The sequence below is a fragment of the Kitasatospora sp. NPDC008115 genome, assembly GCF_042957205.1.
In the GTDB taxonomy this organism is placed as follows: domain Bacteria; phylum Actinomycetota; class Actinomycetes; order Streptomycetales; family Streptomycetaceae; genus Kitasatospora.
On sequence record NZ_JBIBHU010000003.1, the window covers coordinates 184,884 to 209,984 of the forward strand.

General features: G+C 73.3%; 18 protein-coding genes. 2 read left to right on the forward strand and 16 right to left on the reverse strand.

Annotated elements, in window-relative coordinates; genetic code table 11:
• Window positions 1-39 precede the first annotated feature (39 nt).
• The 11 genes from pstA to ACFZBX_RS05305 form a co-directional block, all read right to left on the reverse strand.
• Window positions 40-1,221: a phosphate ABC transporter permease PstA gene (gene pstA / locus ACFZBX_RS05255; RefSeq protein WP_391531611.1), complete on the reverse strand. Its 1,182-nt coding sequence runs from the start codon at window positions 1,219-1,221 to the stop codon at window positions 40-42.
• A gap of 58 nt (window positions 1,222-1,279) precedes the next feature.
• Window positions 1,280-2,299, reverse strand: coding sequence for a phosphate ABC transporter permease subunit PstC (pstC, locus tag ACFZBX_RS05260; protein ID WP_391531612.1), 1,020 nt, complete (start codon window positions 2,297-2,299; stop codon window positions 1,280-1,282).
• Between the two features lie 104 nt (window positions 2,300-2,403).
• Window positions 2,404-5,181 carry a hypothetical protein gene (locus tag ACFZBX_RS05265; protein ID WP_391531613.1) on the reverse strand — a complete coding sequence of 926 codons (2,778 nt, stop codon included), beginning with the start codon at window positions 5,179-5,181 and terminating at the stop codon, window positions 2,404-2,406.
• 261 nt (window positions 5,182-5,442) lie between these two features.
• Window positions 5,443-6,039, reverse strand: coding sequence for a hypothetical protein (locus ACFZBX_RS05270; protein ID WP_391531614.1), 597 nt, complete (start codon window positions 6,037-6,039; stop codon window positions 5,443-5,445).
• Window positions 6,040-6,234: 195 nt separating this feature from the next.
• On the reverse strand, window positions 6,235-7,290 hold the full coding sequence (locus ACFZBX_RS05275; protein WP_391531615.1) for a PstS family phosphate ABC transporter substrate-binding protein: 1,056 nt from the start codon (window positions 7,288-7,290) through the stop codon (window positions 6,235-6,237).
• 376 nt (window positions 7,291-7,666) lie between these two features.
• The gene (locus tag ACFZBX_RS05280) at window positions 7,667-8,074 is read right to left on the reverse strand and encodes a hypothetical protein (protein WP_391531616.1); all 408 of its coding nucleotides are present in this window, start codon (window positions 8,072-8,074) and stop codon (window positions 7,667-7,669) included.
• Complete coding sequence (locus ACFZBX_RS05285) at window positions 8,064-8,495, reverse strand: DUF1508 domain-containing protein (protein ID WP_391531617.1); 432 nt, start codon at window positions 8,493-8,495, stop codon at window positions 8,064-8,066. The genes ACFZBX_RS05280 and ACFZBX_RS05285 overlap by 11 nt, the downstream gene beginning before the upstream one ends.
• Window positions 8,496-8,727: 232 nt before the next feature.
• Window positions 8,728-10,536 carry a GAF domain-containing sensor histidine kinase gene (locus ACFZBX_RS05290; RefSeq protein WP_391531618.1) on the reverse strand — a complete coding sequence of 603 codons (1,809 nt, stop codon included), beginning with the start codon at window positions 10,534-10,536 and terminating at the stop codon, window positions 8,728-8,730.
• 69 nt (window positions 10,537-10,605) lie between these two features.
• A complete protein-coding gene (cydD, locus tag ACFZBX_RS05295) occupies window positions 10,606-14,094 on the reverse strand; it encodes a thiol reductant ABC exporter subunit CydD (protein WP_391531619.1) in 3,489 nt (1,162 codons plus the stop codon).
• 4 nt (window positions 14,095-14,098) lie between these two features.
• Window positions 14,099-15,124 carry a cytochrome d ubiquinol oxidase subunit II gene (gene cydB / locus ACFZBX_RS05300; RefSeq protein ID WP_391531620.1) on the reverse strand — a complete coding sequence of 342 codons (1,026 nt, stop codon included), beginning with the start codon at window positions 15,122-15,124 and terminating at the stop codon, window positions 14,099-14,101.
• A 31-nt stretch (window positions 15,125-15,155) separates the two neighbouring features.
• Window positions 15,156-16,700: a cytochrome ubiquinol oxidase subunit I gene (locus tag ACFZBX_RS05305; RefSeq protein ID WP_391531621.1), complete on the reverse strand. Its 1,545-nt coding sequence runs from the start codon at window positions 16,698-16,700 to the stop codon at window positions 15,156-15,158.
• Window positions 16,701-17,192: 492 nt separating this feature from the next.
• On the opposite strand from ACFZBX_RS05305, the gene ACFZBX_RS05310 reads away from it, so the two are divergent.
• Complete coding sequence (locus ACFZBX_RS05310) at window positions 17,193-18,002, forward strand: nucleotidyltransferase domain-containing protein (protein ID WP_391531622.1); 810 nt, start codon at window positions 17,193-17,195, stop codon at window positions 18,000-18,002.
• Window positions 18,003-18,009: 7 nt separating this feature from the next.
• On the opposite strand, the gene ACFZBX_RS05315 is transcribed toward ACFZBX_RS05310, so the two are convergent.
• A complete protein-coding gene (locus ACFZBX_RS05315) occupies window positions 18,010-19,404 on the reverse strand; it encodes an oxygenase MpaB family protein (RefSeq protein WP_391531623.1) in 1,395 nt (464 codons plus the stop codon).
• 97 nt (window positions 19,405-19,501) lie between these two features.
• The gene (locus tag ACFZBX_RS05320) at window positions 19,502-20,413 is read right to left on the reverse strand and encodes an aldo/keto reductase (protein ID WP_391531624.1); all 912 of its coding nucleotides are present in this window, start codon (window positions 20,411-20,413) and stop codon (window positions 19,502-19,504) included.
• A 57-nt stretch (window positions 20,414-20,470) separates the two neighbouring features.
• Between ACFZBX_RS05320 and ACFZBX_RS05325 the strand changes: the two genes are divergently transcribed.
• The gene (locus ACFZBX_RS05325) at window positions 20,471-21,151 is read left to right on the forward strand and encodes a DNA-binding response regulator (RefSeq protein WP_391531625.1); all 681 of its coding nucleotides are present in this window, start codon (window positions 20,471-20,473) and stop codon (window positions 21,149-21,151) included.
• A 34-nt stretch (window positions 21,152-21,185) separates the two neighbouring features.
• On the opposite strand, the gene ACFZBX_RS05330 is transcribed toward ACFZBX_RS05325, so the two are convergent.
• The 3 genes from ACFZBX_RS05330 to hisC all read right to left on the reverse strand — a co-directional run bounded on the left by ACFZBX_RS05330 (window position 21,186) and on the right by hisC (window position 24,811).
• Window positions 21,186-22,709, reverse strand: coding sequence for a sensor histidine kinase (locus ACFZBX_RS05330; RefSeq protein ID WP_391531626.1), 1,524 nt, complete (start codon window positions 22,707-22,709; stop codon window positions 21,186-21,188).
• Window positions 22,710-22,720: 11 nt separating this feature from the next.
• The gene (locus ACFZBX_RS05335) at window positions 22,721-23,476 is read right to left on the reverse strand and encodes a response regulator transcription factor (RefSeq protein WP_391531627.1); all 756 of its coding nucleotides are present in this window, start codon (window positions 23,474-23,476) and stop codon (window positions 22,721-22,723) included.
• Between the two features lie 264 nt (window positions 23,477-23,740).
• On the reverse strand, window positions 23,741-24,811 hold the full coding sequence (gene hisC / locus ACFZBX_RS05340) for a histidinol-phosphate transaminase (RefSeq protein ID WP_391531628.1): 1,071 nt from the start codon (window positions 24,809-24,811) through the stop codon (window positions 23,741-23,743).
• Between the last annotated feature and the right edge of the window lie 290 nt (window positions 24,812-25,101).

Sequence of the window (25,101 nt, forward strand, 5' to 3'; positions counted from 1 at the left end):
CTCTGGTACGGAGGGTGGTTGGTGCGGTCAGTGGTGACATCAGCGGTTGCTCCCCGCCGTGATGGCCCGTCGGACCTGCTCGCGCCGCCGCTGGCGCCGGCTGAGGTCGCCGGGGCGGCGGCCACCGATCACCCGGGCGGTGACGAAGAGGATCAGCACCACGACCATCAGGGTCAGCGCGGCCGCGAAGGCCCGCGCGACCATGTCGGGGTAGGGCTGCTTGACGTAGTTCCAGATGAACAGCGGCAGCGAGACCTGGCGGTCACTGAACGGGTTGCCGTTGAACTGCGTGGTGAACCCGGCGGTCAGCAGCACCGGCGAGGTCTCGCCGACGCCGCGCGCCATGCCGAGCACCACCGCGGTGACCAGGCCCGGACGGGCGGTCGGCAGGACGACGTTCCACACCGTGCGCCACTGGCTGCCGCCGAGCGCGTAGGACGCCTCCCGCAGGGTGCCGGGCACCAGCCGGATGACCACCTCGGCGGCCCGGGTGACGATCGGCATCATCATCACGGTGAGCGCCAGCGAGGCCGCGAACCCGCTCTTCTCGAAACCGAAGGTGATGATCACGACGCCCAGCACGAACAGGCCGGCCACGATGGACGGCAGCGCGGTCATCGCCTCCACCAGGGTCCGCACCGGCCGGGCCATCCGGCCGCCGACCTCGGACATGAAGACCGCCGCCGCGATGCCCAGCGGGACCGCGAACAGCGTGGCCAGGCCCAGCTGTTCGAGCGAGCCGACCACCGCGTGGATCGCGCCGCCGGAGGTGATCGGCGAGAGCGCCGCGGTGGTCTCCATCGACTCGGTGAAGAAGTTGGAGTGCCGGGCGGCGTCCATGCCGCGCAGCGCCACGTAGCCGATCTGCTCGGCGATCAGCGCCACCACCAGCGCGCCCGAGCTCCAGGCCACCACGGACACCAGGCGCTCGCGCACCAGCAGCGCGCCCCACTGGAGCCGGCCGAGCAGGAAGTAGCCGCCGAGGAAGGACAGGTACCAGCAGAGCAGGAAGCCGAACGCGCCGCTGAAGGGCAGCACCCGCTCGTAGAGCAGCCAGTCCAGCGCGAGCGAGCCGGACAGCGCGCCGAACACCGTCAGCACGTCCTCGCGGGTGACGCCTCCGAGCTTGAGCTTCCGCTCGGGCAGCGGGGGCCGGGCATCCTCCGGAGCGGCGGGTGCCGCGGCGGGCGCGGCGTCGGCCGGCAGGTCGAGCGTGGTCATCGGGTCGTCCCTTCACGACGGGGCGGCAGCGGGCGGGGGCGGAGGGTGAGGGTCATGGTCAGTCCGCCGTGGCCGCGCCGGAGCGGGACCGGTTGATCACGAACCCGGCCGCCAGGTTGACCAGCAGGGTGAGCATGAAGAGCACCAGACCGGCCGCCATCAGCGCGGAGAGCGCCAGCGGGTCGGACTCGCCGAAGCGCAGCGCGATCAGCGCCGAGATCGAGTTGGCGCCGTTCTCCAGGATGTGGGTGACGACCTCGAAGTTCGGCGAGATGATCAGCGCGACGGCGATGGTCTCGCCCATCGCGCGGCCGAAGCCGAGCATCACCGCGCCGATCACCCCGCCCTTGCCGAACGGCAGCACCACCGTGCGGACCATGCCCCAGCGGGTCGAGCCCAGCGCGTAGGCGCCCTCGCGCTCGCCCTGCGGCGCCTGGGAGAACACCTCGCGGCAGAGCGAGGTGACGATCGGGATGATCATCAGCGAGACGACCACGCCGGCGATGAAGGTCGACGAGGTGTACGAGGTGCCGATGTCACCGGTGCGCACCTTGAGGAAGGGGATCGCGTCACCGAGGTGGTTGGTCAGCCAGCGGGCGAAGCCGATGATCCTCGGCTGGAGGAAGAAGAAGCCCCAGAGGCCGTAGACGATGCTGGGGATCGCGGCCATCAGGTCGACCAGCGAGACCAGGGTCGCCCGCATCCGGGCCGGCGCGTACTCCGAGATGAAGATCGCCGTCGCCAGCGCCACCGGAACGGCGATGACCAGGGCGATCACGGCGATCAGCAGGCCGTTCGGCAGCACCGAGGCGATGCCGAAGTTGTGCGCCTGGGTCTGCCACTTCTTCTCGGTGAAGAACGAGAAGCCGACCTCCCGCAGCGCGTCCGCGCCGCGCAGGATCAGGAAGAAGGCGATCAGGCCCATGATCGCGAAGACCGAGAGGCCGGCCGCCCTCAGCAGGCCGCGGAAGACCCGGTCGCCTGGCGTGGAGGGGGCCGTGATGGTGCGGGGTACGTCGGGGTCCGGCTGGTGGGGGGCCGCGGCGAACGGTGTCGCGGGCCCGGCGGCGGCTGTCATGGTCTGCTCTCCGGCGCGCTCGGAACGGAACTGGTGCGGGGAACGGGGGAAGGGACTCGGCGGGGCCTGAACGGCGGCCCCGCCGAGTCGTCACGGATCGGCCCTCAGGACCGCCGGACCGAACGCAACCGCGCACGGAGGGCGGACGCCCCCGCGGCGATCCGCGCGCCGGCGGGCGTACCCGCCAGGAGCAGCGCCGCCGGGCCGCCCAGGAGCAGGGCGATGCCGGCGATCAGCGCGATCGGCAGCAGCAGCCGGGCCGAGCCCGACCGGTCGGCGGCCGGGGTGCCGGCGGCGACCGGGGCCGCCGCGAGCGGGCCCTTGGCCGCGCCGGACGGGGCGGGCGTGGCGCCGGGCGCCGCCCCCGCGGGCTTGGCCCCCGCCGCGGCGCCGCCGGTGCCGGCCGTGGTGCCCGCGGTGCCGCCGGTGCCCGTGCCGCCGGTGCCGGAGGTGCCTCCGGAGAGCGAGCCGGAGGCGCCGGAGACCGAGCCGGTCGAGCCCGTACCGCCCGTACCGCTCGTACCGCCGGTGCCGGCCGAGCCGTCGGAGACCGGGGACACCGGTGAACCGGAACCGTCCGTGCCACCGCCGCCCGTACCGCCGGTTCCGCCGATGCCCGAGCCGGTCGAGCCCGTGCCACCCGTACCGCCGGTCGAGCCCGTGCCACCGGTGCCACCCGTGCCGCCGGAGTCGCCGCCGCCCGGGTTGCCGCCGGGCCCCGGGCCGGGCGTGGGCGCCGGGCCGGTCTGGTTGCCGGGGTAGGTGCCGTCCTGGGCGGCGACGTGCTTCACCGCGGCCTGCGCCTGGGCCAGCTGAGCGTCCGTCAGCGCGAGGAAGCCCCGGGCCAGCAGGCCGGCGGTGGTGCCGTACCGCTGTCCCTCGCCCCGGTCGGTGACCCGCCGCAGGAACTCCGAGGCGACCTTGGACTTGGTCGCCGAGAGGCCCTCGGTGGGGGTCATCGCGTACTGCACCGTGGTCAGCGGGTACGCCCCGGCCGCGCGGGCGAAGTCACCGCCCGCGCCGTAGGGCAGCCGCTGGGTGCCGGTGGCCGGGTCGGTGGCCATCACGTCGACGGCGGCCTGGAGGCCGGCCAGGCTCGGGGTGACGAACTGCCCCGCCGGGTTGCGCAGCGCGGCCTCGGGCAGCTCGTACGCCTTGGCCTGTCCGCTGTCCATGATCGCGAACAGCCCGCGCAGGCCGGGGTCGACCGACGGGCACGCGGGGTGCCGGCCGTCCGGGTCCAGCTGCCAGAGCTGGCAGGTGGGCTTGTTCAGCAGGACGTTGCGGGCCACCTGGGCCAACCCGTTCACCGGGTTCATCTCGAACTGCTTCACGTTGCCGGGGCCGGAGTAGTCCTGCACCCGGATCGCGTCCACCGGGTAGCCGCTGTAGGCCGGCCGCTGGTAGAAGGTGTTCAGCCGGGTGCCCCACGCGTCGGGCGAGCCCTGGAGGAAGCGCGCGGCCTCCGGGTCGGCGGCGATCCAGGTGGTGAGCTGCTGGATCAGGTCCGTGGTGCCGGAGAGCACGATCGGGGCCGAGTTGGGGACCCACGGGCTGGAACCGCACGTCGGCCAGGTCTCGCCGCTGCCGGCCGGGATCGGGTTGGCCGCCAGGAACTCCTTGTCCTCGAAGATGCAGTCCGGGTTCCCGGCCACCGACTCGATGGTGGCGCCGATGGCCAGCGTGTACGACTGCGTCAGCATCTTCGCGATCAGGAGCGGCGTCAGGTTCATGTGCCTGAACTGCTTGGTGCTCACCGGGTCGTCGACCACGTACACGACGGAGATCGCGCCGTTGGCGAGCGGCGCGTAGACGTGCGGACGGGTCGCCGGTTCGTTCTCCGGCAGGGCGGTCAGCGCCAGGTCCGGCCCCTTGCGGGAGCGGAAGGCGGCGCGCGCCTGCGGCTCGCCGGTCGAGGGGATGTAGGAGATCCCGAGCGGCGCCTCGCCCTTGCAGAGCCCGGAACGCCACTGCTGGACCGCCCGGTTGGCCATCGCCAGACCGGCCATCTCCAGGTCGATGGCCGCGCTCTCGCACTCGCCGGCGGTGGGGGCGAAGGTCAGCGGGACCACCGCCCGGTTCGCCCAGGAGCAGGCCTCGCCGGGGAACCAGTTCTCGTTCGCCGCGGCGCTCGTGCTGTAGACCGACTCGGAGGCGTTGGCGTAGAAGCCGTTGATCGCCGGGTTGTCCAGCGAGTGGTCGGCGCAGTCGGCCCGCGCCTCACCGCTGTTCGCCCCGAGCGAGTCGCCGCCGTAGTTCGCCTCGACCACGATCGAGCACGGGTGCGCGGCGTCGCAGCCGAGCTTCTGGCTCTCCTGCGAGGTCCAGACCTCGATGTCGGCCTCGCCCCGGCCGTCCGGTCCGGTCACCCGGACGCTGCCGTTGAACGGGAACTCCGGGTTCTGGGTGCCGGCCGCGGGCCGCTCCTGGAAGAAGCCCTTGCCCGGGTCGGCGGCGCCGAAGAGGCTGCTGCCGTAGCAGTCGAAGATCGTCGGGTCCGTGCCCCGGCACTGGTAGACCCGGACCGCGTAGAGGTCCTGGCCGGTGTTGCTGTTCAGCTTGACCGAGCGCAGCGGCCTGCCGGCCGGGTCGACGGTCGGGGTGAAGCCCTCCCAGGAGACGTGGACGACCTGGTTGGAGAGGTCGGTGGTGTCCGAGACGGTGACCTTGCCCCGATCGCCGTACTCCCCGCCCTCGCCCTTCGGCTTCCAGAGCCGCGGCCCCTCGACGGTCTTCGGCGAGGCTGCCGATGCCACGGACACCGTGCCCGCCCCCAGCGGGAGGATCACCGAGACCCCGACGACGGCCCAGGCCAGCGCCATCGCCAGCAGCCCCTTGCCCCACCTCCCCAGGGCTCTCGAACCCGGTGGACGGACTCTCATGACGTGCACCTCCAGGGAACGCGCTGCGCGCGTAGACGAGGGAACCGGCCGGACCGTGGACATGTGACTGGCCAGAAGCCGCCGATGGTCCGTCACCATTCGGCCAGCCGTACATGGACGGCTCGGATCGCCCGGATGTACGGGGCCACAACACGCCTGCGAACCAGGCCCGTTGGACCCCGAACCTCGTCTTTCCCCGGAGCACGGAACAGCGGGGTCCGGACACCGGACCCCGCCACCGCTACCGGGTTCGACCCCGTGTCAGCTGCCGGCCTTGAAGGAGAAGCTGAAGGAGCCCACCGACTGACCCGCCTGGAAGAAGGTGGTGTTGAGCTTCGAGTCGAGGAACTTCGCGCCCTCGTCGTCCACCTGGAGGTCGGAGGACTCCAGCTTGCCGTCCGCCTGGGTGCCGGTCACCACGGTGTCGCCGGCCGGGTCCAGCAGCGCGACCGGAGCGGAGGTGCCCTCCAGGACGCCGGTGACCTGCCAGGTGTCGATGCGGAAGGCCAGGTTCTTGAAGACCGCGCTCTTGCCGGTGCGGAGGTTGACGAAGAGCAGGCCGCCGCCGAGCTGGACGTTGCCGTAGAAACCCGGGAGGTTCGCGGAGCCGCCGGTCACCGGGAAGGACGCCGACAGGCCCTTGGTGCTGTCGTAGGAACCGGTGGCGTTCGGCAGCGCGAAGACCAGGACACCCGCCGACAGGGAGCTGAGCAGGAAGCTGTTGCTCTCGTTCACCACGGCGGAGCCGGTCGGGGCGGTGGCCGCGGCGGCGTCGGCCACGGCGGAGACGGTCAGGCCGGTGGTGGCGATCACGACGGTGGTGGCGATCGCGGCGAGGCGGGTGCTGGTGCGGGACATGCTGCTCTCCTAGGTGTGCAACGTGGAACGGTTCGGCCGTGGGGCCGTGGTGTCTTGCCCTGCGTGGAGCGGTGGAGCGGTGGTGCGGTGGAGCCGTCGGACGGTGGAGCGGTCCCGCGCGGCCGGTGGCCAGGGGCGCGGACGCCCCCGGCCACCGGGTGTTACGGGGTGTTACGGAGTGTTACGGGGCGGAGATCAGGGGGTGGGGACGGAGATGGTGCCGCACGCGGTGCCCGGCAGGGTGCGGAAGCCGTAGCTCTTGATGTCCGCGATGGCGGTCGCGTTCTTGCAGATCCAGCCGTCCTTGCTGAAGATCGCCTTCAGGGCGGTGGCGCGCGCGTCACCGGCGTTCCAGTCGGCCTGGCGGACGACGTTGTACACCGAGCGGCCGAACGCCGAGTTGGCGAAGGTGGCGGACAGGGTGTTGGTCAGCGGGTCGACCGGGGCCGCACCGTCGATCGAACGGATGGACAGCGGGCCGGCCGCGTCCGTGCCGCTGCTGTGGCCGTTGTAGACCTGGCCGATGTAGTGGGCGGCGGAGTAGGGGACGATCGCGTCGACGTCGTTCAGGACCGCGTCGGTGCCGCGGTTCTCCTGGACGGTGGTGGCCTGGATGCAGGTGCCCGGGTTGGTCAGGCCCAGCGCCTGGAGGAAGAAGGCGCGGGTGCCCGAGCCGTTCTGCGGCAGGAACGCCTTGATCGTGGCGGTGGACAGCGACGGGTCGATCTGGTTCCAGGTGGTGTAGGTGCAGTTGTAGATCTTGGTCAGCTGGTCCGTGGTGAGGTTCGCCGGAGCGTGGCTGCCCGTGGAGAGGGCGGCCCAGGAGACCGCGTCCTTGGCGTAGGCGATGAAGAGGTCGGTCACCGGGTCGCCGCCGGTGCCGTTCTTCGGGCCGCGGGAGGAGCGCGCGAAGTCGAGCGTGGCGCTGTTGTTGGCGTTCAGCGCGGTGATGCCGGCGCCGGAGCCGTTCGGACGCGGGATGGTCAGCGCGCCGGACTTCGGGGTGATCGGCGAGGTGCCGGTCGCGTCGTAGCTGTAGAGCTTCGTGCCCGAGGCGCCGACGAAGGCGTTGTAGTCCGTGGAGAACTTGTTGAACAGCGCCTGGGTGGTGTCCGAGCCCACGCCGACGATGTCGGTCGCGGCGGGGGTGACACCGGCGGCCGGGTCGGCGACGGCGGTGCCGCCGGCGATGGTGGCGACCGAGGTGGCGATGGCGGCGACGGCGAGCAGCTTGGCAGCGGTCTTGCGCATGTTGCACTTCCTCCGGTGGGAGAGACGTACATCGCTTGCCCGGGTACTGCTTGTCAGTCCCGGGGCCGGGAGCCGCGTCCGCGGCGGCCCGTTCCGGCAGTGCCGATCCTGTCGGGCGGCGCGGTTCCGTCGGAAGGGTGGACGGTCGCCGCCGGCGATTGTCGATATCTCGGTTCGGAGAGGTTTAGCAACAGGTCAGCGGGCCCGCAGAGGGGGGGATAACCGCAGGTCAGAGGCCGGTGACGTTCTTCTCCAGGTGTCGGCTCGGGGGGTTGCCGGATACCTGCGCTTCACCGGAAGAGGGGGAAGCGGGGGCGTGGCCGGGGCCAACGCGAGAAGCCGCCCGAAGGCGGCTGCGGGAGGGGCGGACGGGCCGTCAGAACGGCCAGGCGTCGTCCCGCCCGGGGCGGCGCAGGTCCTGCCCCAGTCGCTGGAGTCCGGCGAGGAAGCCGGTCACGCCGGCCTGGCACTGGTCGCGCCGCAGGTACCCGCGGGCGCTGCGGGCCACCGGCCCGGCGGCGTCGGCGGCGCCCGGGCGGGTGGTGCGCAGCGGCAGGTACGCCGTCCACACCCACAGCCGCGCCTCGGACTGGCCGACGGCGCACCGCAGCGCGGCCCGCTCGATGATCAACTCCCTGACGGCCTCGGCCAGTTCGGCCTCACCCCGGTAGGTCCGCACGCCGACGCCGAGCTGCCGCCCGTTCGCCGCGCGCAGCGTCCAGGACAGCGCGCGGTCGCCGACCGGGACGGTCAGCAGCCGCGGCCCGCGCCGGTCAGTGGACATCGGACGTTCTCAACGACGGCCCCCGTTCGGCGAGTTCGTGTAGTTCCGGCAGTTCCAGGGCGGGCTGCTTGGCCAGCAGCACGACGAAGCGCCGGAAGGCGTTCTGGCAGGTCGCGTACCGCTCGTAGGCACGGCTGGACCGCACCTCCGGCAGCGCGCGCGATCCGGGGATCACCCAGATCCAGCCGATGCCGTCCCGGACGTGCGTGATCCGGGCGGTGAGCCCCTCCGCGGCGACCCGTAAGCCGTCGAAGCCGCGCTCCGCCTCCCCGGCCGTTTCGTACGCGGCCGGGGTGACCGCGACCACCCGGCCGTTCGGCGCCTTCAGCTGCCAGCGGTACCGCCCGTCCGGTGCCCGTTCGGCCCGGAACCCCCCTCGACTTGCCCCTGCTGCGGTGTGACCGCGGCTCGACGCGTCCACTGCTCCCCCACAGTCCGGTTCCTCTCCGAGACGGGAGTAAAGCTATGTGTGCACACGAGAGCGCCGGAAGGCTGCGAAATGCACAACTTGCTCCGTTGGCCGGGAAGTTCTCTCTCGTTAAACTTTCACCGAGTGCACACCAACCGCGCGCCAACCAAACCCGGCACCGATCCCCGTCGTTTACAAACTGCTCGAAGACGTCCGGGCGGCGTCCCACCCTTCGGACGGGCGTTCACAGCCGGGCGGTCCAGCGCACCCGGGTGCCCCTGCCGTACGGGCCCCGCTCGTGCCAGGCGTCGCCGCCGAGCGCCTCGGCGCGCCGGGTCAGGTTCCGCAGGCCGCTGCGCCGCCCGCCCTCGGGGATGCCGACGCCGTCGTCGGTGACGGTCAGCAGGACGCCGGGCCGCCCGCCCCGGTCCAGCGACTCCGGGTCGCCGCCGACCGGCCGGCCGCCGTCGTCCAGGTGCACGGTCGCGTCGACCTCCACGCCGACCCGGGAGGCCCGGGCGTGCCGGGCCGTGTTGGACAGCATCTCCCGCAGCGCCGCGAGCAGCTGACGGCCGGTCTTCTCGCCGACCAGGCTCTCCACCGGGCCGACGAAGGAGACCGAGGGCTTGAAGCCGAGCGCCGCCGCGGCCTGGCTGCACTCGCGCAGCACCCGGGTCCGCAGGGTGTCCGGCTCGTCGCCCTGGTCGTCGTGCTGGAGCGCGTAGATGGTGGTGCGGACCTCCTGGATGGTGGCGTCCAGCTCGTCCACCGCCTCGCCGATGCGGACCTTCACCTCGGGGACGATGGCGCGCCGGGCGGCGCCCTCCAGCATCATGCCGGTGGCGAACAGCCGCTGGATGACCAGGTCGTGGAGGTCGCGGGCGATCCGGTCGCGGTCCTGGAAGACCGCGAGCCGCTGCTGGTCGCGCTGGCCCTCGGCCAGCCGCAGCGCGAGCGCGGCCTGCGAGGCGAAGGTCTCGGCGAGCTGCTTCTCGGCCTCGGAGAACGGCACGGCGCCGCGCGAGCGCCAGACGCAGAGCCCGCCGAGCACCCGGCCGGCGGCGACCATCGGCACGGCCAGCGAGGGCCCGAAGCTGCGGGCGAGCCGGATCACCACGGTCGGGTCGGTGGACATGTCGTCGAGGTGGACGCTCTCCCCCTTGAGGAGCTGGACCGCGACGCTGCCGGGCGGCATCAGCTCGCCCTGGAGGAACTCGGCCGCCTCCCCGGAGGCGTGCGCCACCCGCATCTGGCCGTCGACGGTCGGCAGCAGGATCATCCCGAGCGCGGCGTCCGCCAGCTCCCGGACCTGCTCGGCCGCGACGGTGAGCGCCACCTCGGCCTCGTCGGTGGAGAGCAGCGCGGTGGTGACGGCGGCCGCGCCCGCGATCCACCGCTCCCGGCGCCGGCCCTCCTCGTAGAGGCGGGAGTTCTCGATCGCGACGCCGGCCGCGGCGGCCAGTGCGTGCACCACCTGCTCGTCCTCCGGGGTGAAGGCGCCGCCACTGCGCTTCTCGGTCAGGTAGAGGTTGCCGAACACCTCGTCGCGGATCCGGATCGGCTCGCCGAGGAAGGTCTTCATCGCCGGGTGGTGCGGCGGGAAGCCGTAGGAGCGCGGATCGGCGGTGAGGTCGCTGAGCCGCAGCGGCTCGGGCCGGTCGATCAGCGCGCCGAGGATGCCCCGGCCGACCGGCAGCTCGCCGATCTCCTGGACGGTCTCGTCCTCGACGCCGACGTGGATGAAGTCCTGCAGCCCCTGCCCGCCGGGCGCGACCACCCCGAGCGCCGCGTACCGGGCGTCCACCAGCTCGGCGGCGCCGGCGGCGATCCGGTGCAGGGTCGCGTGCAGGTCGAGACCGGCACCGACCGACACGACCGCCTCCAGCAGCCGCTGCATCCGGTCGGTGACGGCGGCGGCGGACTGCAACCGCTCGGACACCTCGGTGACCAGCGTGTCCAGCCCGAGCGAGGAGATCTCGGGCACCCGGTGCGGCGCCTGGTCGGGCTCCGGCGCCGGCGGGGTGAAGTCGGGCAGGTCTGGCGTGGGGTCCATGGTGAAGAGCGTAGTTTGTACGGTTTTCGACAGAAGTAACGACGCGACGGGCAGAAGGGCCCGCCCCGGTCATCCGACCGCGAGCGGCAGCGCGTCGGCCTCCCGTTCGCGGTCCCGCATCCGCCGGAGGCGGCCGCCGGGGCGGGCGGTCAGGTCGGACCAACGGCCGCGCTCGACGACCCGGCCGGCGTCCAGGACGAGGACCTCGTCGACGGTGCTGTCGTCGAGGCCGGCCAGCCGGTGGGTGATCAGGACGGTGGTGCGGCCGGCGGTCGCGGTGAGCAGGTCGGCGGTGAGGGCGTCGGCGGTGGGCAGGTCGAGGTGCTCGGCCGGCTCGTCCAGGACCAGCACCGGGAAGTCGGCGAGCAGCGCCCGGGCCAGGGCGAGCCGCTGGCGCTGGCCGCCGGAGAGACGGGCGCCGTGCTCGCCGACCATGGTGTCCAGGCCGTCGGGCAGGGACTCGGTGAAGTCCAGCAGCCGGGCGGCGGCGAGGGCCGCGCGCAGCTCCTCCTCGTCCGCCTCCGGCCGGGCCAGGCGCAGGTTCTCGCGCAGCGAGCTGTCGAAGACGTGCGCGTCCTGGGCGCAGAGCCCGATCACCCGGCGGACGTCCTCCCCGGCGAGTTCCCGGCTGTCCACGGCCTGCGGACCGCCGGCGGCGAGCCGCACGCTCCCGGCGTCCTGGTCCAGGAAGCGCAGCAGCGCCTGGGCCAGGGTGGTCTTGCCGGAGCCGGAGGGGCCGACCACGGCGATCCGGCGGCCCGCGGTGAGGTCGAGGTCGACGCCGGCCAGCGCGTCGCGGTCCTGGCCGGGGTGGCGGGCGGTCAGCCCGCGGACGGCGATCGGCAGCGGCCGCTCGGGCAGGGCCTTCGGCGCGGCCGGTTCGGCGACGGCGTCGGGCGCGTCCAGCACCTCGTCCAGCCGGGCCGAGGCGGCCTGGCTGCGCCGGCGGGCCTGGACGGCGAGCGGCATGCCGGTGACCGCCTCGAAGGCGGCCAGCGGGGTGAGCACGACCACCGCCAGGCAGACCGGGGCGAGCGCCCCGGACTCCACGCCGCGCAGGCCGACGGCCGCGGCGGCGGCCACGGTGAGGCCGGTGAGCAGGGTGATCAGCCCGGTGCCGAGCGCGGCGGTGGCGGCCGAGCGGGCGGCCAGCCCGGTCAGCGCGGTGTCGGCGGCGCGGACGGCGGCGAGCCGGCCGGGCAGCGCCCCGGCGACGGTGAGTTCGGCGGTCCCGCTGAAGGCGTCCAGCACGGTGGTGGCGAGCCTGCCGCGGGCCGGGGCCTGGCGGCGCTCGGCGGCGGCCGACCAGCGGGCGGCCAGCGCGGGCACCACCAGGCCGGCCAGCAGCAGGCCGAGTCCGAGCACCAGCCCGGCGGCGGGCAGGAAGGCGCCCATGGCGAGGGCGGCGGCCAGCGAGACCACCGCGGCCACGGCGGCCGGCAGGCGCCAGCGCAGGTAGTGGTCCTGGACGGCGTCGACGTCGGCGACCAGCCGGGAGAGCAGGTCGCCGCGGCGGAACGCGGGCAGCGCGGCCGGGGCGAGCGCGGTGAGCCGGCGGTAGACGGCGGCGCGCAGGGTGCCGAGGGTGCGCAGCACGGCGTCGTGCGAGACCAGCCGCTCGGCGTAGCGGAAGACACTGCGGCCGATGCCGAAGGCGCGCACCGCGGTGACGGCCATCATCAGGTGCAGGACGGGCGGCATCTCGGAGGCGCGGGAGATGAGGTAGCCGGAGGTGGCCATCAGCGCGACGGCGCAGCCGAGGGCGAGCGAGCCGAGCAGGACCGAGAGGGCGAGCCGGGGCTTGACGGCGTCCTTGCCGGGCGCCGGGCCGTCCTGCGGGGCCGGCCGGGTGGGCCGGCCGCGGTGCGCGAGGACGGGGACGGCCGCCTCGGAGGCCGGGGGAGCGGCGGGGCCGTCCAGCCGGACCTGCCGGTCGGCGGCGGCCAGCAGCGCGGGCCGGTGCGCGACCAGCAGCACGGTGCGCGCCGGGTCGGCGGCCAGCGCCCGGACGGTGTCCACCACGGCCGCCTCGGAGGCGCCGTCGAGGTTGGCGGTGGGCTCGTCGAGCAGGACGAGCGGCCGGTCGTCGGCGAGCAGCACCCGGGCGAGCGCGAGCCGCTGGCGCTGGCCGGCGGAGAGTCCGGCGCCGTCCTCGCCGAGGGGGGTGTCCAGCCGGGTGACGAAGTCGAGGGCGTGCGCCGCGCCCAGCGCCGTCCACAGCTGCTCGTCGGTGGCCTCCGGCCGGTAGAGCCGCAGGTTGTCGCCGACGGTGCCGGCGAACAGGTGCGGGTGCTGCGGCACCCAGGCGATCTGCCGCCGCCAGCTCTCCGGGTCCAGTTCGGCCAGGTCGTGGGCGCGCCCGTCGGCGGCGGTGATCCGGACGGTGCCGGCGTCCGGGGCGGTGAGGCCGAGCAGGACGCCGAGCAGGGTGGACTTCCCGGCGCCGGACGGGCCGGTGAGCGCCACGGTCTCGCCCGGGCGCAGCACCAGCGCGGCGCCGTCGAGGGCGGGCGCGGTGCGGTCGGCGAAGCGCACGGTGAGGCCGTCGGCCTCGACGACGGCCCCGGCGAGCGCGGGCGCGGGCACCGTGCCGGCGGCCGGCAGCGGGGTCTGGAGCACCTCGAAGATCCGGTCGGCGGCGGTCAGGCCCTCGACGCTGGAGTGGTAGAGGGCGCCGACCTGGCGGATCGGGAAGTAGACCTCGGGCGCGAGGATCAGGATCAGCAGCCCGGTCTCCAGGTCGAGGCTCCCGTTCACCAGCCGGAAGCCGATCGAGACGGCGACCAGCGCGACCGAGAGGGTGGAGAGCAGCTCCAGGGCGAAGGAGGAGACGAAGGCGATCCGCAGGGTGCGCAGGGTGGCCCTGCGGTAGTCGGCGGTGATCTTCGCGATGGTGGCGGCCTGGGCGCGGGCCCGGTTGAAGACCTTGAGCGTGGGCAGTCCGGCGACCACGTCCAGGAAGTGGTGGGAGAGCCGGGAGAGGGTGGTCCACTGGCGGTCCATCCGGGCCTGGGTGGCCATCCCGATCAGCACCATGAACAGCGGGATCAGCGGCAGGGTGCCGGCGATGACGGCGGCCGAGGTGGCGTCGGCGCCGACGATCCGCAGCAGCACGGCGGCCGGGACGACCACGGCGAGCGCCAGCTGCGGCAGGTAGCGGGCGAAGTAGTCGTCGAGGGCGTCCACGCCCCGGGTGGCGAGGGCGGTGAGTTCGCCGGTGCGCCGGCCCGCCGGGTGGGCCGGGCCGAGCGCGGTGGCGTGGTCGAGCAGCTTGCGCCGCAGGGTGGACTTCACCCGGGCGACGGAGCGGTGCGCGGTCAGTTCGGTGAGCCAGCCGACCAGCCCGCGCCCGATCGCGGTGAGCACCAGCAGCGCCAGCGGCGCGGTGAGCTCGTCGAGCCCGGTCCGCTGCTGGAAGCCGCGGACCACGAGTTCGGCGATCAGGCCCGCCTGGGCGACCACCAGGGCCGCGTTCACGGCGCCCAGGAGGACGGTCCCGGCGAGGAAGGTCCGGGTGGTGCGGGCGTACCCGAGGAGTCGGGGGTCGACCGGCTTCATGGCGTCAGACCTTGTCGAGGGCGGCGGCCGGGTCGTGCCCGGGGATGTGCTGGACGCCGATCCGCTTGCGGAACACCCAGTACGTCCAGCCCTGGTAGAGCAGCACGAGCGGGGTGAAGATCACCGCCACGATGGTCATCAGCTTGAGCGTGTAGGCCGCGGAGGCCGAGTTGCTCACCGTCAGGCTCCACTCCGGGTTCAGCGTGGACGGCATGACGTCGGGGAAGAGCGACAGGAAGAGCATCGCGACGGCGGCCACGACGGTGACGCCCGAGAGGACGAACGCCCAGCCCTCGCGGGCCACGTGGTTGGCGCCGAGCGCGCCGACCAGCGCCAGCACGGCGATCACCAGGGCGGCGAGGCTCCAGCCGTTGCCGTGGTCGGCCTGGGTCCAGATCAGGAAGACCGCGGCGAGCGCCGCCGTCGCCAGTCCGACCCGCAGGGCGGTGGCCCGGGCCCGCTCGCGGATCCCGCCGACCGTCTTGAGCGCGGCGAACACCGCGCCGTGGAAGACGAACAGCGCCAGCGTCACCAGGCCGCCGAGCAGCGCGTACGGGTTGAGCAGGTCCCAGAAGGTGCCGACGAAGTTCTTCTCGGCGTCGATGTCCACGCCGCGCACGATGTTGGCGAAGGCGACGCCCCAGAGGAAGGCCGGGATCAGCGAGGTCCAGAAGATCGCCTCCTCCCAGTTGCGCTGCCAGCGCGGTTCGGGCCGCTTGGCCCGGTACTCGAAGGCGACGCCGCGCACGATCAGGCAGACCAGGATGATCAGCAGCGGGATGTAGAAGCCGCTGAACAGGGTGGCGTACCAGTCCGGGAAGGCCGCGAAGGTGGCACCGCCCGCGGTCAGCAGCCAGACCTCGTTGCCGTCCCAGACCGGGCCGATGGTGTTGATCAGCACCCGCCGCTCGGTGGTGTTGCGGGCCAGCGTCTTGGTGAGGACGCCGATGCCGAAGTCGAAGCCCTCCAGGAAGAAGTAGCCGATCCAGAGGACGGCGATCAGGACGAACCAGACGTCGTGAAGTTCCATGGTGTGTCGGTCCTATCGATCCTCGGGGGCCTCAGTAGGCGAAGGCGAGCGGCTTGTCGGCGTCGTCGTCGGCGGCCGGGCCGCGCAGGGACGGGTCCTTGGCGGGCGGCTGCTCGTCGGTGGCCGGGCCGGCCTTGGCGTACTTGACCAGCAGCCTGACCTCGATGACGGCGAGGATCGCGTACAGCGCGGTGAAGGTGGTCAGCGCGCCGATCTGGGTGCCGACGCTCACGTTGGGGGAGACGGCGCTGGCGGTGGTCATCAGGCCGAAGACGGCCCAGGGCTGGCGGCCCATCTCGGTGAAGATCCAGCCGAAGCTGTTGGCGATCAGCGGGAAGCCCATGGTGAGGATGCCGATCCGCCAGCTCCACTTGGTGAGGAACGGGCCCAGCTCCCGCTTCGGGGTGAGCATCAGCCTCGGCACCTCGTCGTCGCCGGTGCGGAACTCCGGGGCCAGGAACCGCTTCCTGCGGGTGGTCCAGAGTCCGATCAGGCCGGCCACGAAGGAGGTCATCCCGAAGCCGATCATGAGGCGGAAGCCCCAGTAGGTGACGAAGATGCTCGGGATGTAGTCCTTGGGGTCGCCGCCGTGCTTGGCGGCCTCGGCCGCGGCGGTGTCGTTGATGCCGGGGACGGCGGAGCTGAAGTCGCTGTTGGCGAGGAAGGACAGCGCCGCGGGGATCTCCAGCTCGACCGAGTTGTGGCCCTTGCTGACGTCGCCGACCGCGAAGACCGAGAACGGCGCGGGGGCCTTGGTGTCCCAGAGCGCCTCGGCGGCGGCCATCTTCATCGGCTGCTGGCGGAACATGACCTTGGCGAGCTGGTCGCCGCTGAGCGCGGTGCCGAGGCCGGCGATGACGGCGATGACCAGGCCGAGCCGCAGCGAGGTGCGCATCGCGGCGACCCGCTTGGGGTTGGCGGTGGCCGGCTTGTGCTTGGCCTTCCAGAGGTGGAAGGAGGCGATGCCCACCATGAACGCCGCACCGGTCAGGAAGGCCGCGGTCAGGGTGTGCAGGACGACGGTGACGGTGGTGTCCTGGAACAGCACCCGCGCGATGTCGTTGAGCTGGGCCTTCCCGGTCGCCGGGTCGATCGCGTAGCCGACCGGGTGCTGCATCCAGGAGTTGGCCGCCAGGATGAAGTAGGCGGAGAGCACGGTGCCGAGCGCGACCATCCACATGCAGGCGCAGTGCAGCTTCCGGGGCAGCTTGTCCCAGCCGAAGATCCACAGGCCGATGAAGGTCGACTCGAAGAAGAAGGCGATCAGCGCCTCCATCGCGAGCGGGGCGCCGAAGACGTCACCGACGAAGCGGGAGTAGTCGGACCAGTTCATGCCGAACTGGAACTCCTGGACGATGCCGGTGACCACGCCCATCGCGATGTTGATCAGGAAGAGCTTCCCCCAGAACTTGGTGGCGTGGAAGTACTTCTCCTTGTCCGTCCGCACCCACGCGGTCTCCAGCCCGGCGACTATCGCGGCGAGGCTGATGGTGAGCGGGACGAAGAGGAAGTGGTAGACGGTGGTGATGCCGAATTGCCATCGCGCGATGGTCTCGTGAGCGATTGCCAGTTCCACGTCGCCCTCTCTCCAACCGACCCTCTGAGGTCACATATCGGACAAACTTCTCATGACTAGCCGGAGACCGCCGCCCAAGCGGCAAGCTTGTCCGCTTGTGAACGTGAACACGTTCACAAGCACAGTATCCATCACCCTTACGCGGATGATGCGGGCGGGGTGGGGTTGGGCCTGTGGCCGACCAGCGGCGATGCCGTGCGCACAGTCTGTAAGGACACCCGCCCGGCCACAACGAGCGGCCGGGCGGGTGGGGTGGGAAATCTGGACGATCCGTAGCATTGACAGCCGGGTGCTCATACAGGACGGCCCAATCGGACCGGCCGGGCGGAGCGGCCGCTCCCCCGGCGCCGGGTGGGCTGCCGCAGGGGCGGGTGATCAGCTCCATCCCGTGGCCGGCCGGTGACCGGCACGTGATGCCGTAGGCATGATCCTGGATCCGCCGTTCCCGCTCATGCCGGCGCCTTCCGCACTGCCGTGCCAGACTCCCACCCCATGCGAACGATCGTCGAGGAGATGGCCGGACGGCTGGCCGAGGTGCCGGGCGTGGTCGGCGTCGTGCTGGGCGGCAGCCGGGCCCGGGGCGAACACCGGCCGGACTCCGACTGGGACTTGGGCCTCTACTACCGTGCCGGGCTCGACCTGGACGCGCTGCGCGCGGTGGCGGGGCCGGACGCCGGGGTGACCGGTCCGGGCGGCTGGGGGCCGTGGGTCGACGGCGGGGCCTGGCTCACCGTCGAGGGCCTCGGCCGGGTGGACTGGATCCTGCGCGACCTCGACCGGGTGGACCGGGTCCGGGCCGACTGCCTGGCCGGTCGCTACGAGGTCGGGATCCAGGCCGGGCACCCGCTCGGCTTCTGGTCACCCTGCTACGTGGGCGAGTTGGCCCTCGGCCAGGTGCTCGCCGACCCGTCCGGTGCGCTGACGGATCGACAGCGCGCGTACGCGGTCTACCCGGAGCTGCTGCGGGCCGCCCTGACCGGGAGCACCTGGGAGGCCGGGTTCCTGCTCGACGGGGCCGCCAAGGGCGCGGCCCGCGACGACGTCCTGTACGTCGCGCTCTGCCTCTCCCGCGCCCTCGGCGTCCTGGTGCAGGCGCTGTACGCGGCCGACCGCCGCTGGTGCCTCAACGAGAAGGGCGCGCTCGCCGTCGCCGGGACCCTGCCCGGCGCCCCGGACGGCTTCGCCCCGCGCGCCCGCGCCCTGCTCGCCGCCCCCGGCGACGGACCGGCGGCGCTCGCCGCCACCGTGGCCGCCGCCCGGGCACTGGTCGCCGACACCGAGGCCGCCCTGCGCATCTCCTGACGACCCATCAGGCACGGCCGAGGAGCTGGGTCCCGGAAGCGGAGGGGGCGCGGGCGGTGAAGTAGTCGACGAAGCCGCGCAGGAACTCCGCGGCGGTGATGACACCGTCCCCGTCGGTGTCCAACTGGCGGAAGCCGTGCGAGAGTTCAGCCGGGTGCAGGCGCCGCCCGTCGAACAGCACCCGGTACTCGGCGAAGTCCAGCAGGCCGTCGCCGTCGGCGTCGGCCGCGGCGAACACCGCCCGCAGCGCGGGCAGCATGCCACCCTCCAGGTACGCCGGGTCGCGGTCGCAGCCGGCCAGCGTCGCACCGATGAACTCCTCCCGGCTGATCCGGCCGTCGCCGTCGGCGTCCATGCCCGCCCGCAACTGCTCCCACCACTCCTCGAACGCGGCGTACACCCGGGCCTCGCCGTCCTCGGAGAGCTCCAGCCGCCAGCAGACGTTGTGCGCCATCGCCTGGAGGTCGCGGACGGTGAGCCAGCCGTCCCCGGTCTGGTCGAGGACCTCCCGGAAGAAGCGGTCCAGCCGGGGCGGCCGGGTGTCCTGGCGCGGCATCCGCCGGGGCCGGGACGGCGGGCGCACGCCCGGGGCGCGGTAGCGGAGGCGGTCCGGCAGCCTGGTCAGCACCAGCCGGCCGCCGCCGTGCAGCAGCCGGGAGAGCAGCGCCCCGCGGCGGGTGGGGACCAGTCCGAACCGCTCGCGGTACACCGCTGGGAGGTCCGCCACGGTCAGCTCGGTGACCGCCTTGGCCACCACCCACCGCAGCACCCGCCAGCCGGCCGGCCCGAGGAAGCCCAGCCGGCGCGGGCAGGGCGCCTCGCGCAGCATCCCGTACAGCAGGTGGCGCGCCGTCCCGGTGAACTCCAGCCGCTCGGCGGTCGTCCGCCGCAGGTAGCCGGGCAGCTCGGCGGCGGTCTCGGGCAGCTCCCCGGGCGGCAGCCCGAACACCGCCGCGATGTCGGCGAACTCCCGGTAGAGCGCTTCGAGTTCGTCGGCCGTATAAGGGTCGCCGCTCAACTCCCGCATGGCGGCCACCGATTCGAAGAGGGTGAGCAGCACCCAGGCCCGGGTGGCCGGGTCGTGGGCGTCGTAGGCGCGGCCGTCCCCGGTCGTGCCGCGGATCCGCCGGTGCGCCCGGTCGAGCCGCTTGACCTCGCGCCAGAGCTGCTCCTGGTCGGCCTGGAAGAGCCGCCGCCCGCTGCCGAGGGTGTGCTCGATCCGCCGCCAGGGGTGGCCGCGGTAGGTGGAGTGCTCGTCCATCCCGGCCGCGACCACCGGATGGGACGCCTGGAGCACCAGCAGTCGCCAGGCGACCAGCACGATCCGCCACTCCGAGAGGTCCCGGCGGAAGGAGACCCCGGGACGTGGTGCCGACGCTGAGGACGCTGCTGACGCTGCCATCCGGGATCTCCTGGGACTTGCGGGACCTTTCGCGTACGGGCGAGGCCCTTCCCGGCCGTCCGACCGGGAAACCAGGCGGAGGATTGGTCAGACAGTCCTACTTGGCAGGCACTGTCACCTCGGCGAGGTCCGCGAGGTCGGCCGCGTCCAGGCGCAGCGCGGCGGCGGCGGTGTTCTCCTCCAGGTGGTCCGGCGAGGAGGCCCCCGGGATGGCCAGCACCGCCGGCGACAGCGCCAGCAGCCAGGCCACCATCACCTGGGCCCGGGTGGCGCCGTGCCGCTCGGCGACCCGGCGCAGGGCCGGGCGGTCGGGCACCCCGGTTCCGCCAAGCGGGTAGAACGGGACGAAGGCGATGCCCCGCTCGGTGCAGTCCGCCAGCAGCCGCTCACCGGCCTCGTCGCGCTCCAGCACGCTGAACCTGTTCTGCACCGCCACCACCGGGGCGATCGCCTCCGCCTCGGCCAGCTGCGCCGCGTCGACGTTGCTGACGCCCAGCCGGCCGATCAGCCCCTCCTCGCGCAACTCGGCGAGCGCGGCGAAGGGTTCGGCGATCGAGGACTGGCTGGGCAGCCGGCGCAGGTAGACCAGGTCGAGCCGGTCCACGCCGAGTTCGCGCAGATTGCGGTGGACCGCGGCGCGCAGGCCGGCCCGGTCGGCCGGGTCCATCCAGGAACCGTCCGGTTCGCGGCCGGGGCCGACCTTGGTGGCGATCACCAGGTCGTCCCGGTAGGGATGGAGGGCCTGGCGGATCAGGCCGTTGGCGGAGACGTCGCGGAAGAAGTAGAACCAGGCGGTGTCGATGTGGTCGATGCCCAGCTCCACCGCCCGGCGCAGCACCCGCAGGCTCCGCCCGGGGTCGCAGGCGGGGCCCTCCCAGTCGCGGGAGGGCAGCTTCATCGCGCCGAATCCCATCCGGGAGACCGGCAGTTCGCCGCCGAGGAGGAAGGTGCCGGCCGCACCGGCGGCGGGGGCGGCGGCGGGGGCGGAGGCCTGAGGAGTCGTCGTCATGCCCTCCACCCTCGCCCGGGGTCGCCGGACGGCCGTCCGATCTGGCAGTTTGCTGCCATGAGCACCGATCGGATCATCACCCTGCACGGCGAACGCGAGCTCGTCCAGCGGGCCGGCCACCTCTTCCTCGCCTCGCGCGAGGAGTTCCTGGTCGCCGCGGCCGATCTGATGACCTGGTCGGCAGGCGTCAACGCGGCCTTCCGGGAGGGGAAGCGGCCGCGCGTCGTCCCCGGTCTGACCATGCGCAAGCTGTACAGCCGGCGCGCCCTCGCCGACCCCGAGTCGCAGCGGCGGCTGCGGCGGATCGCCGCGAGCGGCATCGAGGTCCGGATCTCCGACGGGCCGATCGCCCGGGAGGCCATCGTCATCGACCGCCGCACCGCGATCCTGGCCGGCGCCCCGGTGCGCGGCGTCCCCACCTACACCGTGGTGCACACCCCGGAGGTCGTCGACGGCGTGCGCTCGCTGTTCCGCGCCAGCTGGGAGACCGCCACCGACCTCGCCGACTGCACCGTCCCGCCGCCCCCGCTGACCGACCAGGCCCGGCAGATCCTGCGCACCCTCGCCGCCGGCCACACCGACGAGACCGGCGCCCGCCTGCTCGGCGTCTCGCTGCGCACCTACCGCCGCCGGGTCGCCGAGCTCATGACCGCCCTCGGCGCGACCTCCCGCTTCCAGGCCGGGCTGCTCGCCCAGGGCCTGCCGACCGGGCAGGGCGGCCCGGCGGACCCCGGCTGATGCTCGGCTGATCCCCGGTGGTCAGCGCTGGCGGTCAGCGCTGGCGGGGGAGTTCGAGGCGGAAGGTGGCGCCGCTGCCGGGGGCGGTGTGGAGGGTGAGGGCGCCGCCGTGGGCGTGGGTGAGGGCGGTGGCGATGGCGAGGCCCAGGCCGGCGCCGCCGCGCCGGTCGTGGCGGCTGCGGGAGGCGTCGACGCGGTAGAAGCGGTGGAAGACCAAGGCGGCCTGGTCGGCGGTGAGGCCCGGCCCCGAGTCGGCGACCTCCAGCAGGCAGAGGCCGTCGTCGGTGCCCACGCCGATCCGCACCGGGGTGCCGGGCGGGGTGTGCTTGACGGCGTTGCCGACCAGGTTGGTGACCACCTGGCGCAGCCGGGCCTCGTCACCGAGCACCGGGGCGGGTCCGGGCGGACCGCCGCCGGCCGGGCCGGTGAGCGCGACCGGGCGGCTGGGGTCGAGCGCGGTGAGGTCGTGGAGGGCGTCGGCGGCCAGCGTGCGCAGGTCCATCGGGGCGAGGTCGAGCGGGCGTTCCTCGTCGAGCCGGGCGAGCACCAGCAGGTCCTCGACGAGGGCGCCCATCCGCACCGCCTCGTTCTCGATCCGGCCCATGGTGCGCCGCACGTCCGCCTCGGTCGGCAGGGCGCCCATCCGGTAGAGCTCGGCGAAGCCGCGGATGCCGGCCAGCGGGGTGCGCAGCTCGTGCGAGGCGTCCGCGACGAACCGGCGCATCCGGGCCTCGGACTCGGCGCGGGCGGCGAACGCGGACTCGATCTGCGCCAGCATGCCGTTCAGCGCGATGGAGAGCCGGCCGACCTCGGTGTGCGGCGCGAGTTCGGGCATCCGGTGGGAGAGCTCGCCGGCCGCGATCAGCTCGGCGCCCTCCTCGATCCGGCGCAGCGGCCGCAGCCCGGTCCGGACGGCGAAGAAACCGAGCGCGGCGATCACCACCAGGACGCCGCCGCCGATGCCGAGGAAGGCGGTGCGCAGCCGGGCGACGGTGCCGTCGATGTCCTCCCGGGAGACGGCGACCATCACGTAGGCGGAGCTGGGCGCGGGCGCGGCGAACGGGCCGGTCTGGGAGCTCTGCCGCTGGACCGGGAGCACCACCGTCCGCCAGCGGTGCCGGCCGCCGCGCTGGTCGGGCAGGTCGAAGGGGGTGCCGGCCTCGACCTTGGCGGGGTCGAAGCCCGCCAGCTGCGGCGCCGGGTCGTTCTCGGAGACCGGCTGGCGCACCACGAACTGCACCTTGCCGTCGGCGGACAGGTACTGGACCAGGTACTGGCTGGGCAGGGTGGCCAGGTACTGGCTGGCGGAGCGCTTGCCGCCGACCGCCGGCTGCTGCTTGGCGTCCGGCCAGTTGAGCCGGGACGGGGCGCGCCGGGCGAGCGGGTCGGCGTAGCGCTCCAGCTGCTCGTCGAGCCGCTGCACCAGCTGGTGCCGGACGCTGCCGAGCACCACGGTGTCGCTGATCACCAGCCCGGTGGTGACCAGCACGAGCAGCAGCACCAGCAGCCGGGCGCGCAGCGACAGCCGGCCGAGCCGGCGGGACGGGGCGGCGGTCAACTCCGTGCTGCTCAGCCCTGCGGCGGGCGGCGCAGGGCGTAGCCGATGCCGCGCACGGTGTGGATCAGCTTGGGCCCGTGCGCCGGACCGGAGTCGAGCTTGCGGCGCAGGTAGGAGATGTACGACTCGACGATGGAGAGGTCGCCGCCGAAGTCGTAGGCCCAGACGTGGTCGAGGATCTGCGCCTTGGAGACCACCCGGCCGACGTTGGCCATCAGGTAGTGCAGCAGCTTGAACTCGGTCGGGGAGAGCGCGACCACGCTTCCGCCGCGGGTGACCTCGTGGGCTATCGGGTCGAGGACGAGGTCGGCGACGGCCAGCCGGCCGTCCTCGGCCGGTCCGCCGGAGCGGCGCAGGATGGCGCGGATCCGGGCGATCAGCTCCTCCAGGCTGAACGGCTTGGTCACGTAGTCGTCGGCGCCCGCGGCCAGGCCCTGGACCTTGTCGCCGACGCCGTCCTTGGCGGTGAGGAAGAGCACCGGCAGGTGGTCGCCGGGGTGGCCGTGGGCGGGGCCCGCGATGAGGCCGCGGCTGGTCTGCTCGCGCAGCCGCTCGACGACGGTGAAGCCGTCGAGGTCGGGCAGCATCACATCGAGGACGACCAGGTCCGGGCGGTCCGCCGCGATCAGCCGGAGCGCCTCGGCCCCGGTCGCCGCGGAGGCCACCCGGAAGCCGGAGAAGCGCAGCGAGGCGGACAGCAGTTCGCGGATGTTCGGTTCGTCGTCGACGACGAGGAGGTAGGCCTCCCCCTGGCCGCCGCTGGTCACCGCCGAGGTTCCTGGTGTCGACACAGTGCCTTGCACGGGGGTTCCGCCTCCCGGTCGGACGATGGCGTTCAGCTCGAGGCTAGCCCGGGGAGGCTATGGGCCATCGATGAATGTTGGATTAACACCTTATCGGGCGGTTTTGTACGGAGGGACCCGCGGGGCGGGCCTCGATGGTGTGCGTACTGCCCCGGACGCCCCCGAACGCCGCGGCGGAGCGGGCGGCCGCACCGGGCCGTCCCGCTCCGCCGTCAAGCGCGGGGAGGGTCAGAGCTCCTTGCGGAAGGCCTCCGCCACCGTGAGGAAGATCGAGTTGCCCTCGACCTCGCCGATCGAGATGCGCACGCCCTCCGGGAACGGGCGGACGATCACACCGGCCTCGGCGCACGCGGCGGCGAACTCCTGCGAGCGCTCACCGAGTTCCAGCCAGACGAAGTTGGCCTGCGAGTCCGGGATCTCCCAGCCCTGGGCGCGCAGCGCGGCCACCACCCGGCCCCGCTCCTCGACCAGCGCGTCCACCCGGACCATCAGGGCGTCCTCGGCGCGCAGCGAGGCGACCGCGGCGTCCTGGGCGAGCTGGGTGACGCCGAACGGCACCGCGGTCTTGCGCAGGGCGTTGGCCACCGGCTCGTGCGCGATCGCGAAGCCGACCCGCATCCCGGCCAGGCCGTAGGCCTTGGAGAAGGTGCGCAGCACGCAGACGTTCGGGCGGTCCCGGTAGAGGTCGATGCCGTTGGGCACCTCGGGGTCGCGGATGAACTCGATGTACGCCTCGTCGATGACGATCAGCACATCGGCCGGGACGGCGTCCAGGAAGCGCTCCAGCTCGGCGCGGTGGATCACGTTTCCGGTGGGGTTGTTGGGGTTGCAGACGAAGATCAGCCGGGTCCGCTCGGTGACCGCGGCCAGCATCGCGTCCAGGTCGTGGTCGCCGCCGGCGGTGAGCGGCACCGGGACCGGGGTCGCGCCGGCGACCTGGGTGATGATCGGGTAGGCCTCGAAGGAGCGCCAGGCGAACATCACCTCGTCGCCGGGGCCGGCCGTCGCCAGGATCAGCGACTGGGCGACGCCGACCGAGCCGGTGCCGGTGGCGATGTGCTCGGCGGGCACGTCGAAGCGCTCGGCCAGGACGGCGGTCAGCTCGGTGCCGGCCATGTCCGGGTAGCGGTTGAGCCGGCCGGCCGCGGTGACCGCCGCCTCCAGCACGCCCGGGAGCGGCTCGTACGGGTTCTCGTTGGACGACAGCTTGTACGCGTCGGCGCCGGCGGGCTTGCCCGGCTTGTAGGTGGGAATGCCGTCCAGGGTCGGCCTGAGGCGGGGCCCCTGTGCTGCGGTCACGGTCGGTCTCCTTCTGTTCTTCCGCTGCGTTCACCCGCCACGGTCGGGATCGCCGCCGTGCCCGGGAATCGGAACGCACCCGGTCCACCCCGGTCGGGTGCCCTGAACATAACCGATCGCACTCACCCGTAGGAGTGAGATGCCCGGTCGGGTTACAGGTGCAGATCAGCCATTCTGCCGGGTTCCTTTGGCACATGTCAGAGGTAAACCGGCTGGTTTCGTCCGGGGATCAAAGGGGCGCACGCGGGCTCACTCATGGAGAAACGTATCTCCACAGGCTCCCAATGCGC

What these genes read in the sequence shown, in the direction of transcription:
- ACFZBX_RS05310 (WP_391531622.1), top strand. Translation starts at nt 17,193, where the DNA reads ATGCGAACGATCGTCGAGGAGATGGCCGGACGGCTGGCCGAGGTGCCG.
- ACFZBX_RS05270 (WP_391531614.1), bottom strand. Translation starts at nt 6,039, where the DNA reads ATGTCCCGCACCAGCACCCGCCTCGCCGCGATCGCCACCACCGTCGTG.
- ACFZBX_RS05290 (WP_391531618.1), bottom strand. Translation starts at nt 10,536, where the DNA reads ATGGACCCCACGCCAGACCTGCCCGACTTCACCCCGCCGGCGCCGGAG.
- pstA (WP_391531611.1), bottom strand. Translation starts at nt 1,221, where the DNA reads ATGACCACGCTCGACCTGCCGGCCGACGCCGCGCCCGCCGCGGCACCC.
- ACFZBX_RS05315 (WP_391531623.1), bottom strand. Translation starts at nt 19,404, where the DNA reads ATGGCAGCGTCAGCAGCGTCCTCAGCGTCGGCACCACGTCCCGGGGTC.
- cydD (WP_391531619.1), bottom strand. Translation starts at nt 14,094, where the DNA reads ATGAAGCCGGTCGACCCCCGACTCCTCGGGTACGCCCGCACCACCCGG.
- ACFZBX_RS05275 (WP_391531615.1), bottom strand. Translation starts at nt 7,290, where the DNA reads ATGCGCAAGACCGCTGCCAAGCTGCTCGCCGTCGCCGCCATCGCCACC.
- cydB (WP_391531620.1), bottom strand. Translation starts at nt 15,124, where the DNA reads ATGGAACTTCACGACGTCTGGTTCGTCCTGATCGCCGTCCTCTGGATC.
- ACFZBX_RS05325 (WP_391531625.1), top strand. Translation starts at nt 20,471, where the DNA reads ATGAGCACCGATCGGATCATCACCCTGCACGGCGAACGCGAGCTCGTC.
- pstC (WP_391531612.1), bottom strand. Translation starts at nt 2,299, where the DNA reads ATGACAGCCGCCGCCGGGCCCGCGACACCGTTCGCCGCGGCCCCCCAC.
- ACFZBX_RS05320 (WP_391531624.1), bottom strand. Translation starts at nt 20,413, where the DNA reads ATGACGACGACTCCTCAGGCCTCCGCCCCCGCCGCCGCCCCCGCCGCC.
- ACFZBX_RS05280 (WP_391531616.1), bottom strand. Translation starts at nt 8,074, where the DNA reads ATGTCCACTGACCGGCGCGGGCCGCGGCTGCTGACCGTCCCGGTCGGC.
- ACFZBX_RS05265 (WP_391531613.1), bottom strand. Translation starts at nt 5,181, where the DNA reads ATGAGAGTCCGTCCACCGGGTTCGAGAGCCCTGGGGAGGTGGGGCAAG.